This window comes from Gimesia sp. (assembly GCF_048262075.1).
Classification (GTDB): domain Bacteria; phylum Planctomycetota; class Planctomycetia; order Planctomycetales; family Planctomycetaceae; genus Gimesia.
In genome coordinates, this window is sequence record NZ_JBLXFK010000001.1 from 585,863 (window position 1) to 599,707 (window position 13,845).

Below are 13,845 nucleotides of genomic sequence, written 5' to 3' on the forward strand. Positions count from 1 at the left end.
TTTATAAAGAATAGAGATCGAAGGTGTTTACCTAATTTTGAGGGTAAAAGATCAAGATATTTATGGATTATTTTGTCCCCTTCAGCTTCCCATTCTCGCTACCGATAAAAGAACCAGTGTCGATCTCTAGATCTTAAGCCGTGAGTGATCCGTGACCGGAAAATTCAGTCCTGTGATGTTTTCTGCGGCCTCACCATTCCCGGGAAGAAGTCCAGGTGGACTTCGGCTTTCACGATAATGTAACTCCTTTCCAGGGAGCCTGTGGCCGTGATATCCTGCATTCAGCCGCAGGCTCGAATTCCGGGAACGTGGATGAAGTCACGACTATCGCTGAGGTAAAACAAATTTAAAAAGCACTTTTTATATTCACAGAAGCCCTCACTGTCCTCACCTGGGACGAGCCGTAACTGAAGGCAACACAGATCAACACCTGTTAATCTGGTTCGGGAATTGAATATCGATAAGAACTGCTACGACGAAACAGGCATTGTGAAGTTTACGTTCTATCTGCAACGCGCTGAGTTCACCGAGCAGGAAATGGAACAGTTGCCGGAAGATTCGGAAGCGTGATCAGCTGATTTCAAAAGTGGTTTTTAGAAGTCGGGTTTTTCCCTGCTTTATCACAGTTGACTCCGGTGCATTAGTCCTTAACCGACATGATGTTCCTGTTGTTCCACCGTGGATTTAATTCTCCCGACAACCAGAGGGAATTGACTGAGATTGTCGATCATCTGTGACTTCCCAGAACCGGCGTCAAGCAGTCAGCGATTCAACTGACCGATGACGAGTTTCTATCGACTCAGCAGAATCATACGGGAGTGGAATCGGTGATCAGAGTGTAATAGCACGGGGGAACCCAAAGTCGCGACCGCTCGGAGTGGAGAAGTCGCAGCCCAGCCGCACGGATGCCAGCACATAAATATGTCAGCCCCTTCGTCCAGAGCGGTGCGACTGTCGCCGTTGATGTGGGCGGCGATCCTCAGTAGAATTTCATTGACAAACTTGCGATCCGAATATACGAACCACAGAGTGAGAAGAGTGTGAACGATGCGATTCGACACTCGATTTCTGAATTCTCCGCTGATGTCACAGTTCATAAAAAGAAGAAATTTAGTTATGTCAAAAACATGTCAGGAAATCGGATGTAAGCTGGCAGCAGCTCAGACAGAGTCTGGCCAAATCCTCTTTTGTGAGCAGCATGCACGTGAGAGAGGCTATCAGTTGTTGCGGTGCCCGAGATGTGGATTTATTGACTGGATGCGGAGAAACGACGACGAAGTATGCGAGATCTGTTTTACCGAAGCTGACCAGGACGTCCAGCTTGAAGTCGTTTCCGGACCGCTGCCAGAGGTTCGCAGTCCGCGATTCACTCAGAAACCATATCTGGGCTGGAAGTATGCGAGATCAAAAAAAGAGCTAATTGAAGGAGAGGTTTTGCTCGTTGCTACCTTGTCCAAGCATGCACCAGCAGGTGGCTCCACGGCTCGTACATGGCAAGTCGATTCAGTCCTCGTCTGTAATTTAAATAGCGGTGAGGATCTGGCTTTGCGGCAACATGATGGCAATTACTGTGAATTTGACTGGAACGATGTTGTCTGGTATTTCACCCTGGAAGATCTACAGCAGACGTTGCACTTACTTCCAGACACCCGTTCTTAGTACTGCAATTGCTCAAGCAGCACGGATAATCATAGAGTGGATTTGCAAAACGGCCAGATATTGAAGTTCGTCAGAAATAGTAGACGCTGATTTTCCAAACATTTCGGGGCTCTGATAGTCCAGAAATTAATGGAATCTCTCACGATTGTAAAACTCTTTGATGTACTTGAAGATGCTGGGCGAGCCCCGTCGGTTTCCAACTTGATTTCAGGGACTCTGTAATAAACCTTCTTCCACCATTTTACTCAATTTTTCTGATAGGTACCTCTGAGAAATTCTAGTCGCAATTTTAAAATCTGGTTTGGTACAATGATTTTGTCCAGTGAAGCAGAGTTCGGCTCTGCGGGGACGCAACCGAACAAGGAATAACTGGACCGACGATGCGCCGAAGCGCGTACGGTTTCCGATGAGGCCACTCCTGGTCGGAAGCCGTTTTCCTGATGATCATGATTTGTTTCGGACATCGGAGTGATGCCTTAAAAATCCAAGCTTGCTTTCTCCGCATTACGGTTTGCGATAGATAAAAAAATGCATGAGCTGGGATCAGTCCGTCAGGACGATCCCAGCTCATGCTATTTGTCTGATCGAGTAGATTTATCTTTCTTGACTGGGCGGTACAGCTCTTCAACAAACATCATCACATCCTTTTCAATTAACATGCGGCGTTCTCCATCGGGAACTTGATTGAGGGATAATGAATCCGTGAATCCAATTTCGTCGTAGACTGCCGTCAGGCCATCTCCTGCCTTCGCTCTCGCAGCCGAAGGAGTTCTTCGTTGCTCCTGCCGATACTTACGATCCAGATCCGTGAACTTTTTTGCCATCAGCATAGGTTTGGCATATCGGTAAGGTTCATTCTGTTTGAGCATCTGCCAGGCGATGGTTACCAGTTTTCGTGCTAAAGCCATGATTGCTACCTGACGTGGTTTGCGTTTCACCAGTCGGCGATAGAATGCTCCCAGTAGACCTGGGTGACGCGATACATGCTGGCAGGCCTGAGTCAGCAGCCAGCGGCAGTGGGGATTTCCCATCTTTGTAATTCTTCCGTGATAGCACTTATTTCCTGACTGTCGTGTTGAAGGCACGAGCCCCAGATAAGAAGCGGCATGATTGCCATCACAGAAACGCTCAATATCACCGATCGCAGCCAGTAGTCCCACAGCAACGACATGGCTCACTCCAGGAAGTGTCATCAGGAGTCGGACTCGGGAATCATTTCGAGCGATCTCAACGAGACGCTGATCGACAATCTCGAGTTCCTGGTTGACCTGGGTGATTTGCCGAAGCTGACTGTCCAGCATCAGTCGGTCGACGGGAGACAATTCCAGTGTCTCAAGCCAAGCAACCCCAGTCTTTGACCACAGGTACTTGCAGGGAGGCTTGATCATTAACCTCGCGAGCATTGACTGGACGCGGTTCATATGGCGTCCTCGTCGACTCATCAGGCCATTACGGTGCGTTAACAGAGCACGCCGCGTTTGAGTTCGTTCGTCTGGTTGCCAGACAGATGGCAGGTAGTCACAACGCAGAAGATGGGCCAATACTTCAGCATCGACTTTATCAGTCTTGATTTTTGCTTCTGCGATCGCCCTGGTCTTCATTGGGTTGCCGACAACGACCTGCTTCACATGAGGACGGATCAAGTCGACAACGGCCCACGTATTTGTCGTTGCTTCCAGGGCCACTCGATCATGCTTCCGGAGTTTCTTTGTTGCGAATTCCAGCAGGACATCACGCTGGCAATTCACTTTACCCCGTTCAAGAATCTTTCCTTTTCGGTCCGTTATACAAACCTCAATAAAGTGTTTGTGAACGTCCAGCCCTATATACCGCATCATACACAACCTCCTCGAATGCTGGATGAGTGGGTAGCAAGAAAACATGGGCCATTCGGCAACTACCTCTTCGAGTTCGTGACTCAACCGGGTGGGCCGCGGGGTGGCCAGTTAAAAAAACGGGTTCGAGACCCATAGCTATCATCGGCCAGCCCCCGAGGTGAATGACCCACTCATACCATAGATTAGGAAAACAGATCGCACCTCGTCCCGTGACCCGGTACCATTAATTACAACCGGTTCTGCGGACTCAGGCAACGACTTATTTGCTGACAGTGCGACTTGATTTTCATCATACCCGTTAAAAAAAAAAAATGAAGGCAGGCCACCATCGAAGGTGGCCTGCCTGCTCTTATCTCGCTGGTTCGTGTTGAGGAAACGTGAAATGGTCTAGTTGTCAGCTTACTGTAGTCTCGCCTGCCAATAGGTTCAGCGTCATATCGCAATCCGTAACAATACTGCGTAACCAGCGCGTGAACTGATGCAGCATCAATCCGGCTGCAATGCTGGCCGTGTAAATCGTACTGCGGGAAGTGCAGGCACCGGTTTGTGCTTCCGCCTGGGTGAACAGTGTCGTGTCATAGTGGTCCCGCGACTTCGAATCAGTGGCCGTGAGAATCCGCAGCACTTCCCCCCGCATCCGTCCATCGCACCAAAACGCACACTGATGCTGTAGCGATCGCCAGATGGCAGACCGACTGCTGATCGAATCCACACAGACAAATACTACTTCGCCTGTTACTAGCCCGGGCCGGAAGCGATCAATTACCTGTTCCACTTCCAGGCTGGCATCAATGGCCTGCACGGCACAAGCCGTTGCCTCAACCTTATCACGTCCCAGATCTGCTGCCAGGTATCCCTGAGTCGTGATGTTAGTCGGCTCAACCTGATCGAAGTCGATCAACTGCAGCCGCCGTACTCCCAGGGCCGCCATCTGCAGGGCCACCTGGCGCCCGATGGCACCCACGCCAATTACCGTGACAGTCAATGGTTTGAGTTTATCCATGGGCACAAGTTCTGACTGGCGGACAAAACGATCGGATATAAGATTCATGGTCTCTCCTCATAATGATTCGAAGTAGTAAAAAACGGGGTTACTTAGATGGGAATTACAGGCCACTGCTCGGTATAAGCAAATTCCTCATCCAGCCATTCCGCCAGATCCCACAGCGGTGGTAATGGCTCTTCCTGCACACATTTCAGATACTCCGCTTCCCAGGCACTTTGATTGCTGGCAGCGAACTCCGGTTTGAAATCAATACCGATAGGCAGTTTTTCCGCCTGTGGTTTTTCGGTGAGTTTCAGCTCCGCGTAGGTGGCGCCATTGCGGGCCAGGATAAACATCACGGCCCAGTCACAGTTTCCGAACACGCGGGCAAACGTCTCCACATCAACCTGACTGGGTCGCGCCGAAAAACCAGGGTGCGTGTGAATCCAGATCCGCCCAAAGTTTTCCGGGCGTCGCCCTGCATCAATCTGGTCATCAAAGAAATCCGCGACCGCGGCATCGTCAAAAGCGACCGTCACGTCAGTGCAAGTCTGCTTGATCAGGACAATATCTGTTACGAAACGGGGATCGGCAGCTTCAGTAATCCCGAATCCACCGACTTCAGTCGGCCCCCGGTCACGCAGGTAGAGCAGTTTGGCCCAGGCATACGGGCTGAACCGGAGCGGACGACGTTTCCGCTGCTTCGGACGTTTCCGACGGGGTCGCTGCAGCAGGCGGCGCGTCAGGGGATGAGTTTTCGGACGAGGCATATTCATTCTCCAGGGATTCTTCAAGACAATGGGAACAGGTTTGATCAGAAAGACAGGAGCGGCAGAACGTGTCATCACATTCCGGACAGGTGTCAGCACAACTCGCACAGAGGTGATCGCCACAGGCTGTGCAACTGCGACGGCAGTATTCACAGATCCGATGTTCGCAGTTCGAACAGGGGCCACTTTCATCATGGTCCAAGGAGTCACCGCAGTCCGCACAAGTAGTATTCCACCAGCGATCGAGAGGAACGTAGGCAGAACCCGGGTTATAGGTTTGCAGGACCTGCTGCACCAACAAGAAAAAATCCCCCAAACGGCCCTCTGTCAGAGCCTGGGTGATGGGGATTTTCCCTTCTCCTTCGCAGAGCGTGTCTCCCTGGACGTGGGGATGATGCACGTCATCTGTGCCGGTTTGAGACAAAGAAATGACCTGATAGGGCTGGGGATCACCAAGTTCACTCCAGCGAAGCCGGATTTCAAATTCACCAAGGTTGACATTCCTCAGGATTATGGGCGGAGTACGGACGATGATTTCCCGTTCGGACCAGTCGATGCGGGTTTCCTCGAATTCATCTGGCAGGGAACAAAGTTCGTCGACCAGATCCCGCAGAGACGGGACCACCGTCGGTCGTTTGATGGCGGTGAGCTCGCTTTGACAGGCTGTTAAAGCGTGAATCATTCGAGACACAGAATGTTTATACTGCTCCAGACAACGCTGGAAGGCGACCGGACAGTGACGCTGCTGGGCTTTCGTCAGCAGCCGTGAGAGACGCATGACCCGCGTCCACTGGTCCACCGGTGGTGAATTCACAGTAGGAAACCCGGTCGCCTGCGACTGGTACTGCTCCCGAATCTTAACAGCAGCCCTGATCCAGAGCCGCTGCGGGTATGGTTGGTTCATGGAAAGCCTTCTCCTTAAATGAAATGAGGCCACCCGTTGTGGCAGGTGGCCTCTGTAAATGAAAATGTCAACAAGATTCAGCGTCGCTGCCTTGTTTTCCGGGATGAGCGGGAAGTCGGACGAATATCACCGCTATGAATCAGGATAGCGGCCAGTGCAACGGCGCTGATCAGAAACAACAGCCACGATTGCACGACGCCGCCAATGATGGCTGAAATCATCAGGACGGCGAGCAGGTTGAGACTGTTAAGACGTTGTCGGGCTCCCATGGGGCTCCTTTCGGTGGGGGAACAGGAAGTAAAAACACGGTGATGTGCTGTCGGGATATCGCACCCTCGATTTTGGTCGGAGTTATTGAAACACGATCTCCTTCCTGCAGAACATAACCGGCGGTGGTCGGCTGACGGTTCACGCGGATCAGGTAGTCCTGCGGACGACCGTGGGAAACCCGCTGCTGAAACAGGGCTTCCACTGTCGTGCCTTCTGTGATCTGAATCTGGTCTGCAAAACCTGAACCGTCATTATTGATGAATAAAATCTGCATACGTTACTCCTTGTTTAAGAATACAACTTTCCGTTGTGAGTGAATTTTCAGTAATTTTCCGGCAACAACACCGTCGTCGCCGAACGATCTGCTTCGGTAATAATCCAGAATGTGATCCCGTCTGCCGTATGATAGACGGAAAACAGACGACCGCCTGTCTGCAGGGCCGCATTGTTGGCTTCTGCGTCTTCCAGGCAGCAGTCACCCCAGTCTCCGGCCAGATGCCGGGCCAGTGCCCGTTGTACTTCATAGTCCGGAATCTGGAGCAGTACATCCGACGTTGCCATCATCTGTCCCGCAGAGAAAGAACGCTGGTTCTATTGAATCATCATGGTTCCCTGGAAATGAGGAGGGTTACCTGATCCTGTGATTTCAGGTCAGTCCCGGGAATCTGCCGAACGGCTGAGCGAACAGGGAGACATTCGATTCCAGCTCCCAGGCATCCCAGTCCATTGTCTGGGGTGGGTGATTATCCGGCTCCGGATCAAAGTCCACTTCCAGTGGGTCAGCCAGACTGAAGCCTCGCTTTCGGATCGCATGGAGGTCTTCACCGGTGGCTGAGGCGACTGCATTGTCCAGGTCTTGTTGGGTCATCGTTTACTCCTTGGATAAAAAAGAACGACCACCCACACAGGATGGTCATGAGAAATACACAACCACCCCGCGCCAGACGAGGTAGAATTACATCACGGGCCGGAAATCAGCCAGTGTTGATTGAGCCAGTCACGTTCTGCGTCCAGTGCAGCACTGCGACTGGGGAACGGCCCCAGCAGCGGTCCTGCGACCGGTGACAAATCGGCCATCCATAGCCCGTCTGCATTTGGTTCGACATGGGAACCGCGTTCGATGTGCAGCTGGCCCAGTCCCTGTAGATCAAGTGTTTCGTCATACAGACAGCGAACGCCGCCGTCCGGTTTAATCAATAATTGCATCAACTCCCCCTCGTTAACGTGGTCGTCGCTGGATTTTTCGGCGGGGACGGTCCACCAGTAACTGATCCAGGCCGGATTGAACCACAGACATCTGTGACGCCACCTGGTCTCTTAACGCCTGACTGTTACGCAGCTGCTGTGGGTCAACATCTGTAATCACACGCTGGGCATTCTCTACCAGCTCATCCAGCTGTTCGTTCGACCGGATATTGAGACTGCGAAACCGATCAAAGAACTCGGTCAGGTTGGTGACTGCCGTATCGCGAAAGACCTTCGGCTTTCCATCCTGCCGTCCACTGAGACGTTCTGTCAGATGCTCCACCATCTGCGTCAGCTCACTTAAAAACGCCTGCTCTGCCAGCTGCACTGCCTCGTCAAACCGAGACTGCACCCGCTGGCACTCCTGCACATATAGTTCGGGATTAAGCTGTTGCAGATAATTCGGTGGTTCCACTGACGGGTAGTCATGTTCGATGGCAAACATCCCGATCAGCGACGGCGGATAATCATCGGGATTAAACAAATCCCCCAGCCGATTCTGGGCGGCACTCCGCAGCTCATCATAATGGCGATCCAGTTCAAATACGGCTTCATCCAGCTCTTCGCGGAAAGCGGCGATCTGCTGATCGAAATCAGAGATCGCAGCCTGACGGATCAGGCGTATCCCCGGCTCTGGAAAGGGCAGCGACGCACCTTTCCAGTACGCAACCGTTTGACCGCGAATGGCTGTCACTGCCTTAAACGCCGCATGACGCGTATCCAGCAGCTTCTTCCCCGCAGATAGGAATTTCCCCTCAGCTCCAAACGAATCGGCGGCCTGATTCTTCTGCTGGGCTGTCAGCGACTTCCGCACACCCAGCCAGGTAAAACTCAATCGGGCCGCTGCCATACTGGACCGGAGTCGATCGCTGGCGACGTTGGTGCTCTGAGTATGCGGTTCTTCCAGTAATGTTGACATATCGAGATCTCCAGAAACAAAACAAGCCCGTGAATGACAATCTGTGTCACGCACCGGCTCTGGTAGGTTAAATTAGGAAAAGTGCTTTCAGTTCTTTGCTGTCTCACGGCTCAGGCTGCGCCGGGAACGGGACTTATTCTGAGCCCGTTGATAAATTCCCGGCTGATTCGCAGACAGGCAGCGCCCACTGGCCCAGGACTGCAGTTGATGGACCGATTCCGCAGCAGTCACTGCGACGGGCACCACGTTTTGAGCGGCTTGCACCAACGGCAGATCCAGTAACGCCGCCAGACGGCAGCAGGACTTCACTTCCGCACCGGTCCAGTTCTCGTCTTCCGGTAGCCGTTGGTCCCGGTTAATCTCAAACTGCGTGAGATACAGATCCCAGATGGCCGCTTTCTCTTCCCGGCTGGGCAGGTCCAGAAAGAAGATGCCGTCAAACCGCTCACTGCGTCCAAATTCTGGAGGCAGTTTGGAAACGTCATTGGCAGTACAGACCACGAACACATCAGACTGATGATCGGCGAGCCAGGAAAGGAACGCACCGAACATGCGTGACGACACACCTGAGTCCCCGTTTCCGTTCATGCCCGAAAACGCCTTTTCGACTTCGTCAATCATCGCTACACAGGGAGCCATGGCGTCGATCACACGCAGCGCCTGACGTGTTCGCTGTTCAGATTCTCCTACTAATGACCCCATCAGGCTTCCCACATCCAGCATCAGCACCGGACGCCCCACCTCTTTTCCCAGGGCCTTGCAGAACTGTGACTTCCCGCAACCAGGCGGAGACAGCAGCAGGACGCCCCGTGGTCGCTTCATCGGATTATCACGACTCGGTTGCAGAAGAGCCCGTTTACAGAACGCCTTGAGGGCTGACAGGCCCCCCAGGCTGCTGAAATCTTCGGTTCCCCGATGTAGTGAAAGCAGACCACTTTTTTTTAGCGTCTGGGTTTTAAGTTCCCAAACCGCATCGGCGGTGATACGTCCCTGTCGAACCAGACTTAAGCTGAACGCATTCTCTGCTTCCATGCGCGTCAAACCAGCAGCGGCATCAAGCACTGTCTGCAGCTCGTTTCCCTCAGGTAATTCACCTGCTTCGGTGGCGATTCCCCGGGCGATCTCTGTCAGTTGTTCACGATCAGGCAAATCATGCTCAACCACAACGAACATTTTTTCCAGTTCGGTCGGGATCTGTACGACGGGAGAGAGCACCACCACAATCGTGCGGTTCTGCTTACCGGCGATAATCTGACGCGATAAGGCCTGTGCGACTTCGGCTGACTGCATGAACCGATGAAAATTCTGCAGCACGATGATCGCTGTTCCGTCTGGTGTCGCCAGTGCGTTAACCGTACGGATGGCGGCCAGTGGATCGGAACCGGCAGCCTCCGTCTCACTCTGTCCGGGGATGTTCAATCCCGCATCAATATCCCAGGTAGCAAGTCGCCACTGTTCATCCCGGCAGAGTTCTGCAATCTCAGTCAGGGCCTCCTGGTGTTCGTGGGATTCGATCCAGATCCCGGTAAAGCAGGCCCTCACGTATTCTGTTAGTCGAGTGCGAATATTCAAGCTGATCTCCCTTTCAATTTAGAAAGTACTTTTTAGATTGGATACCGTTCAGGATTACTGACGGTTTGTTTGCTGCTGCCCCAGTTGCTGATGAAATTCAGCAGTCAGTTGCTCTTCTGTCCGCTTGCCGAGAGCTGTTTCAATAAATCGGCTGGCTTCACGGCACTCTTCTCCGGAAAAGCCCTTGGTTTCAACGCGGGTCTGGCCATCTGTGGCAACGGTGATTTCAATGATCTGAGTCATACGGAACCTCCCACTTGGACCGTCAGTTTGATGGAGCCATCAGCCTGAGTCTGCTCCGTCACCGTGTGCCCCCTGCGGCGCGCTTCGATGCGCGTTTTTTCAACGGCATAGGACTGGAGAAACTGGTCCAGATGGCTCCGATCCCCCCAGCGTCCCTCGAAGTTGTCATACTGCAACTGACCACTGGTTGTGTCACAGACAACGGGATAACGCCACTCCGGCAATTCCACTCCCAAGCCGGTGGCTTCACTACTAAAGAGTTTGAACGTGTCCTGGACTGGCTCCGGGAGTTTGAGCCGGTGACAGGCAGAAGCAATAGCGACCGGGTCACGCACCTCGGTCTGAATCTGAACAATGTGAGACATAAAAGCACTCCTTCTGGAAATAAATCGTGTAATACTATCGAGCTGGAAACGAAAAACGCCCTGAAACAGTCTGTGGTGAGACCATTCCAGGGCGTTTGGAACTGCTGTGGCGTTCATGGATTGACTATGGTGATGCCTGTGGCTTTGAACTAAACCAAAAGGCGGTAGGATTAGGATCGGCGGAAGTGAATGATCAACTCTCAGGTAGGCTCTGGCTGCTGATTTGGAATGCCGTCAATTTTAATCCACTGAGGTTTCCCGCCATAATTATTGCTCGGTTATCTCTTCCCGAATAAAAGGAACTGACCTCCGACAGCGATCAAGGAAACACCAATTACAATCGTAATGAGTCCTGCAATTCTGTTTGCCACGGGTCTATGCTCCGGGTTACCTCTGGAATCATGCGCTGTCCCTGTCAGTAACGTATAACAGCCGATTAAAACTACTGTGAAGCCACCGACGATCATCGAGTATGGTCTCACGCCGTGAAACCAGTGACCAGCTGGCACCCACGGCAGTACGTTCACGGAGACCCAAGATAACACTACCACTCCGGCCAGATAATTCCAGCCAGGCAAGTGCGCGACCGTGTTCGTATTCTCATCGGCAGGGGCTGTTTTTTCAGGGACGAAGTCGGGGAACAATCCGATCTCGAATGCCTCATATTTCCGGCCGCCGTCGTGAAAAATCTCAGTATCCGGCTGGATGTAACCGAGTTCTACATATTCCTGAAGTTCGTTATAAGAATAGGGGCCTGCGAGCAGACCCTGGTCATCAAACCGCCACTCTGTGGCTTCCCGGTTTTCGGGGACAAGATATTCGGTCATGAGGCTCGTTCTCCTTCCTGTTCAAGTTTTTCAATCGTCACTGTTCTGTTTATGCTGGAACTTCAGGAGAGGGGTAGATAACGGGCATTCCGCCTCAGCCAGAAAAAAGCGGTGAGCAGAAACGCCGATTCACACAGTCCGACAATCCCTACAAAAAAATCAATCAACTCGACTGCCACGGTTTTTGAGGCGAAGTTATTTTGATCGGTCATCGTAATCACCACCATCATCCCGAGGAACAACAGTAGGTGGACCGCAATTGCAAATACGATACTGAGCATAATGATCGTCGGCCCGGAACGGCTTAACGCTCTGAGACGGGCCCCGCCGATGAACAGTGAAATCGTCACCCCCAGTGAAACGAGAATGGTGACAAACATCGCCAAGGCTTCCACGCCCACCAGAGGCGCATTTTCGTCTAACGTGGTGCCACTGATCATTTCTGAAGCAGTATAAAGGCACCAGAGCCAGGGAGAGATCTGGAGCGTATAGATACAGATCCAGTTTGCCATGGCGGGCAGCCTGGGATTAGTGATCAGGGGCTCGATATGATAACTGTCGACAGGAAGAGTCGGAGGATGTTGCAACGCGGATTCTTCAGCTCCGGTTTCGAACTCATCCCAGTTAGATAACGGCTTCCACTGCTTTTCAGCTGATGAGTAGGCATAATCTACCGAGCTGATTCGGTTTGCCTTCAAGGCATCACTGATTTCCTGGTGAGACAGAGGGCCTTCCGCCTCACCATTCTTCGCCAGCCACCACTGGCTCTGGGGGCATTCAATCGTTTTGTTACTCTCTTCATGCATGGTATATACCGATCTTCTGAATAGGGTTTGAGTTGAGTATGGAATTCACAGGAGATTGTGGTCTCAGTTGGTACGGGTTCTGCTGTTAGTCAGTATCTGCGTCCCCCAGTCGGTATTATTTAAAGAAATCGACACAGCTGATTGCCTGTTCCCTAAGGTTTAAACAGGCACCGGCAGGACAGATTTACAGACAGCGCATGATACTTATAGTCCGTGGCTTTATCGTCACTGTCAAGTATTAAATACTTGCATGGCAAAACGAAAAGATATTCTGGTGAGATTTGGACAGCGGGTCCGGGAATTGCGCAAAGGGCAAGGTTACTCGCAGGAGAATTTTGCCTACGCGTGTGAGCTGGACCGGACCTACGTCGGCGGGATTGAACGGGGAGAGAGGAATCTGTCTCTGCGAAATATTGAGCGGATCGCTGAGACGCTCGATATCAGCCTGGCAGAGCTTATGGAGGGGGTTTGAGGGAACTCAGATTGCCGGAGTATTAACCAGGACGACTCCCAGTTGGTCTGAGTCGTCAGTTTTTGCCTGGTTGGCTGCATCTGGAGTGCTAAACAGGCAGGGATTCTTTACGCAGGCTGCATCATTCTGGCACACAGCATACCGTAGTCGTGCTGCCAGTAGCTGCTGACGTAGCCGCTGGATGTCCTCCCTGCCCCATGTTGGTTTTATCAGGGGGGCACCAGAATAGATCGCAAACAGATCTGCATCTTCGAGATCCATTTCTTCGTACCAAAACTGCAGCGTAGCTCTGATTAGCAGGATTTCTTGTCTGTGTAGCATATCGTTCCTTTCTTGGAACCGGGGATATGGAATATTTGAGTTAACGGTCTGGAAATTTAAACGCCCTGAAACAGGCTGCAGAGAGACTGTTCCAGGGCGGTTGAATTTGTCAGTACCGATTACTGATAGTTAAAGGCAGCGCCTTCATGTATTCTGACGCGGAAACCGTAATAATTTAGCGTTTAAAGGTAGAAGAGTCGGATCGAGGCAGAAAGCCGCGTAACGATATCCGTCCCGGTAACACACTTTCGGGGATAATCAGTTCCCCCCTGTTGAACACAACCTTACATCCCCAGTCTGAGGGCTCATCAATGCTTCTAAATGATTTGTTCCCAGTAGATTGTTCTCGACTGAAGACTTTGGTAAGCTGCTAAACGTTTGATCCCGGGCGGTTTCAAGCTTATTTCACAGGAGCATACCCTATGGAAAAACTAAGTGATTATGTTCAGGTCGCGAAAGCAGCGCATATCCTGGGCGTATCGCAAAACACACTGCGGACATGGGCAGCGGATGGAAAAATCCCTGTCCACCGTAATCCAGCTAACGGCTACAGGCTATTCAAACGGTCCGATCTGGCTCACTTCCTGAGGGAGACAGCTGAATCAGCTACGAACAAGAAACATCAAGCAGGATGATTACCCACGGGCGC

At 51.9% G+C, this 13,845-nt stretch carries 19 protein-coding genes and 1 pseudogene; 5 read left to right on the forward strand and 15 right to left on the reverse strand.

Annotated elements, in window-relative coordinates:
- Positions 1-665: 665 nt before the first annotated feature.
- Both ACN0YH_RS02050 and ACN0YH_RS02055 read left to right on the forward strand, forming a co-directional pair.
- A pseudogene (locus tag ACN0YH_RS02050) lies at positions 666-833 on the forward strand (ISNCY family transposase); the annotation flags it as partial.
- Between the two features lie 283 nt (positions 834-1,116).
- Positions 1,117-1,659, forward strand: a complete 543-nt coding sequence (locus ACN0YH_RS02055) for a hypothetical protein (RefSeq protein ID WP_417377885.1) — start codon at positions 1,117-1,119, stop codon at positions 1,657-1,659.
- A gap of 572 nt (positions 1,660-2,231) precedes the next feature.
- Here ACN0YH_RS02055 and ACN0YH_RS02060 read toward each other — a convergent pair.
- From ACN0YH_RS02060 to ACN0YH_RS02070, 3 genes are all read right to left on the reverse strand, one after another.
- A complete protein-coding gene (locus ACN0YH_RS02060; protein ID WP_417377886.1) occupies positions 2,232-3,497 on the reverse strand; it encodes an IS110 family transposase in 1,266 nt (421 codons plus the stop codon).
- A 394-nt stretch (positions 3,498-3,891) separates the two neighbouring features.
- Complete coding sequence (locus ACN0YH_RS02065; RefSeq protein ID WP_417377887.1) at positions 3,892-4,548, reverse strand: ThiF family adenylyltransferase; 657 nt, start codon at positions 4,546-4,548, stop codon at positions 3,892-3,894.
- A gap of 44 nt (positions 4,549-4,592) precedes the next feature.
- On the reverse strand, positions 4,593-5,327 hold the full coding sequence (locus tag ACN0YH_RS02070) for a hypothetical protein (RefSeq protein WP_417377888.1): 735 nt from the start codon (positions 5,325-5,327) through the stop codon (positions 4,593-4,595).
- Between the two features lie 118 nt (positions 5,328-5,445).
- On the opposite strand from ACN0YH_RS02070, the gene ACN0YH_RS02075 reads away from it, so the two are divergent.
- Positions 5,446-5,922 carry a hypothetical protein gene (locus tag ACN0YH_RS02075; protein ID WP_417377889.1) on the forward strand — a complete coding sequence of 159 codons (477 nt, stop codon included), beginning with the start codon at positions 5,446-5,448 and terminating at the stop codon, positions 5,920-5,922.
- Between the two features lie 311 nt (positions 5,923-6,233).
- On the opposite strand, the gene ACN0YH_RS02080 is transcribed toward ACN0YH_RS02075, so the two are convergent.
- The 11 genes from ACN0YH_RS02080 to ACN0YH_RS02130 form a co-directional block, all read right to left on the reverse strand.
- Positions 6,234-6,425, reverse strand: a complete 192-nt coding sequence (locus ACN0YH_RS02080; RefSeq protein WP_417377890.1) for a hypothetical protein — start codon at positions 6,423-6,425, stop codon at positions 6,234-6,236.
- Positions 6,377-6,700, reverse strand: coding sequence for a hypothetical protein (locus ACN0YH_RS02085; RefSeq protein WP_417377891.1), 324 nt, complete (start codon positions 6,698-6,700; stop codon positions 6,377-6,379). The genes ACN0YH_RS02080 and ACN0YH_RS02085 overlap by 49 nt, the downstream gene beginning before the upstream one ends.
- A 47-nt stretch (positions 6,701-6,747) precedes the next feature.
- Complete coding sequence (locus ACN0YH_RS02090; protein WP_417377892.1) at positions 6,748-6,990, reverse strand: hypothetical protein; 243 nt, start codon at positions 6,988-6,990, stop codon at positions 6,748-6,750.
- 82 nt (positions 6,991-7,072) lie between these two features.
- A complete protein-coding gene (locus ACN0YH_RS02095) occupies positions 7,073-7,294 on the reverse strand; it encodes a hypothetical protein (RefSeq protein WP_417377893.1) in 222 nt (73 codons plus the stop codon).
- A 92-nt stretch (positions 7,295-7,386) separates the two neighbouring features.
- Positions 7,387-7,632, reverse strand: coding sequence for a hypothetical protein (locus tag ACN0YH_RS02100; RefSeq protein WP_417377894.1), 246 nt, complete (start codon positions 7,630-7,632; stop codon positions 7,387-7,389).
- A 13-nt stretch (positions 7,633-7,645) separates the two neighbouring features.
- Positions 7,646-8,590: a hypothetical protein gene (locus ACN0YH_RS02105; RefSeq protein WP_417377895.1), complete on the reverse strand. Its 945-nt coding sequence runs from the start codon at positions 8,588-8,590 to the stop codon at positions 7,646-7,648.
- An 87-nt stretch (positions 8,591-8,677) separates the two neighbouring features.
- Positions 8,678-10,162 (reverse strand): AAA family ATPase, encoded by a 1,485-nt coding sequence (locus ACN0YH_RS02110; RefSeq protein WP_417377896.1) that lies wholly within the window; start codon positions 10,160-10,162, stop codon positions 8,678-8,680.
- 54 nt (positions 10,163-10,216) lie between these two features.
- Positions 10,217-10,405: a DUF2997 domain-containing protein gene (locus ACN0YH_RS02115; protein ID WP_417377897.1), complete on the reverse strand. Its 189-nt coding sequence runs from the start codon at positions 10,403-10,405 to the stop codon at positions 10,217-10,219.
- A complete protein-coding gene (locus ACN0YH_RS02120) occupies positions 10,402-10,770 on the reverse strand; it encodes a DUF1257 domain-containing protein (protein ID WP_417377898.1) in 369 nt (122 codons plus the stop codon). Before ACN0YH_RS02120 ends, ACN0YH_RS02115 begins: the two co-directional genes overlap by 4 nt.
- Before the next feature lie 278 nt (positions 10,771-11,048).
- Positions 11,049-11,597, reverse strand: a complete 549-nt coding sequence (locus ACN0YH_RS02125) for a hypothetical protein (RefSeq protein ID WP_417377899.1) — start codon at positions 11,595-11,597, stop codon at positions 11,049-11,051.
- Between the two features lie 62 nt (positions 11,598-11,659).
- Positions 11,660-12,403, reverse strand: a complete 744-nt coding sequence (locus ACN0YH_RS02130; RefSeq protein ID WP_417377900.1) for a DUF4339 domain-containing protein — start codon at positions 12,401-12,403, stop codon at positions 11,660-11,662.
- A 250-nt stretch (positions 12,404-12,653) separates the two neighbouring features.
- Between ACN0YH_RS02130 and ACN0YH_RS02135 the strand changes: the two genes are divergently transcribed.
- On the forward strand, positions 12,654-12,875 hold the full coding sequence (locus ACN0YH_RS02135) for a helix-turn-helix domain-containing protein (protein WP_417377901.1): 222 nt from the start codon (positions 12,654-12,656) through the stop codon (positions 12,873-12,875).
- 6 nt (positions 12,876-12,881) lie between these two features.
- Here ACN0YH_RS02135 and ACN0YH_RS02140 read toward each other — a convergent pair whose 3' ends face one another.
- Positions 12,882-13,196, reverse strand: coding sequence for a hypothetical protein (locus ACN0YH_RS02140; protein WP_417377902.1), 315 nt, complete (start codon positions 13,194-13,196; stop codon positions 12,882-12,884).
- A 422-nt stretch (positions 13,197-13,618) separates the two neighbouring features.
- On the opposite strand from ACN0YH_RS02140, the gene ACN0YH_RS02145 reads away from it, so the two are divergent.
- Positions 13,619-13,831, forward strand: coding sequence for a MerR family transcriptional regulator (locus ACN0YH_RS02145; RefSeq protein ID WP_417377903.1), 213 nt, complete (start codon positions 13,619-13,621; stop codon positions 13,829-13,831).
- Positions 13,832-13,845: the final 14 nt, after the last annotated feature.

Excerpts from the sequence above, each read along its gene's own strand:
- ACN0YH_RS02060 (WP_417377886.1), bottom strand. The coding sequence starts at position 3,497 with ATGATGCGGTATATAGGGCTGGACGTTCACAAACACTTTATTGAGGTT.
- ACN0YH_RS02075 (WP_417377889.1), top strand. The coding sequence starts at position 5,446 with ATGGTCCAAGGAGTCACCGCAGTCCGCACAAGTAGTATTCCACCAGCG.
- ACN0YH_RS02095 (WP_417377893.1), bottom strand. The coding sequence starts at position 7,294 with ATGACCCAACAAGACCTGGACAATGCAGTCGCCTCAGCCACCGGTGAA.
- ACN0YH_RS02100 (WP_417377894.1), bottom strand. The coding sequence starts at position 7,632 with ATGCAATTATTGATTAAACCGGACGGCGGCGTTCGCTGTCTGTATGAC.
- ACN0YH_RS02130 (WP_417377900.1), bottom strand. The coding sequence starts at position 12,403 with ATGCATGAAGAGAGTAACAAAACGATTGAATGCCCCCAGAGCCAGTGG.
- ACN0YH_RS02085 (WP_417377891.1), bottom strand. The coding sequence starts at position 6,700 with ATGCAGATTTTATTCATCAATAATGACGGTTCAGGTTTTGCAGACCAG.
- ACN0YH_RS02145 (WP_417377903.1), top strand. The coding sequence starts at position 13,619 with ATGGAAAAACTAAGTGATTATGTTCAGGTCGCGAAAGCAGCGCATATC.
- ACN0YH_RS02120 (WP_417377898.1), bottom strand. The coding sequence starts at position 10,770 with ATGTCTCACATTGTTCAGATTCAGACCGAGGTGCGTGACCCGGTCGCT.
- ACN0YH_RS02115 (WP_417377897.1), bottom strand. The coding sequence starts at position 10,405 with ATGACTCAGATCATTGAAATCACCGTTGCCACAGATGGCCAGACCCGC.
- ACN0YH_RS02070 (WP_417377888.1), bottom strand. The coding sequence starts at position 5,327 with ATGACACGTTCTGCCGCTCCTGTCTTTCTGATCAAACCTGTTCCCATT.
- ACN0YH_RS02105 (WP_417377895.1), bottom strand. The coding sequence starts at position 8,590 with ATGTCAACATTACTGGAAGAACCGCATACTCAGAGCACCAACGTCGCC.
- ACN0YH_RS02135 (WP_417377901.1), top strand. The coding sequence starts at position 12,654 with ATGGCAAAACGAAAAGATATTCTGGTGAGATTTGGACAGCGGGTCCGG.
- ACN0YH_RS02055 (WP_417377885.1), top strand. The coding sequence starts at position 1,117 with ATGTCAAAAACATGTCAGGAAATCGGATGTAAGCTGGCAGCAGCTCAG.
- ACN0YH_RS02125 (WP_417377899.1), bottom strand. The coding sequence starts at position 11,597 with ATGACCGAATATCTTGTCCCCGAAAACCGGGAAGCCACAGAGTGGCGG.
- ACN0YH_RS02080 (WP_417377890.1), bottom strand. The coding sequence starts at position 6,425 with ATGGGAGCCCGACAACGTCTTAACAGTCTCAACCTGCTCGCCGTCCTG.
- ACN0YH_RS02065 (WP_417377887.1), bottom strand. The coding sequence starts at position 4,548 with ATGAATCTTATATCCGATCGTTTTGTCCGCCAGTCAGAACTTGTGCCC.
- ACN0YH_RS02140 (WP_417377902.1), bottom strand. The coding sequence starts at position 13,196 with ATGCTACACAGACAAGAAATCCTGCTAATCAGAGCTACGCTGCAGTTT.
- ACN0YH_RS02090 (WP_417377892.1), bottom strand. The coding sequence starts at position 6,990 with ATGATGGCAACGTCGGATGTACTGCTCCAGATTCCGGACTATGAAGTA.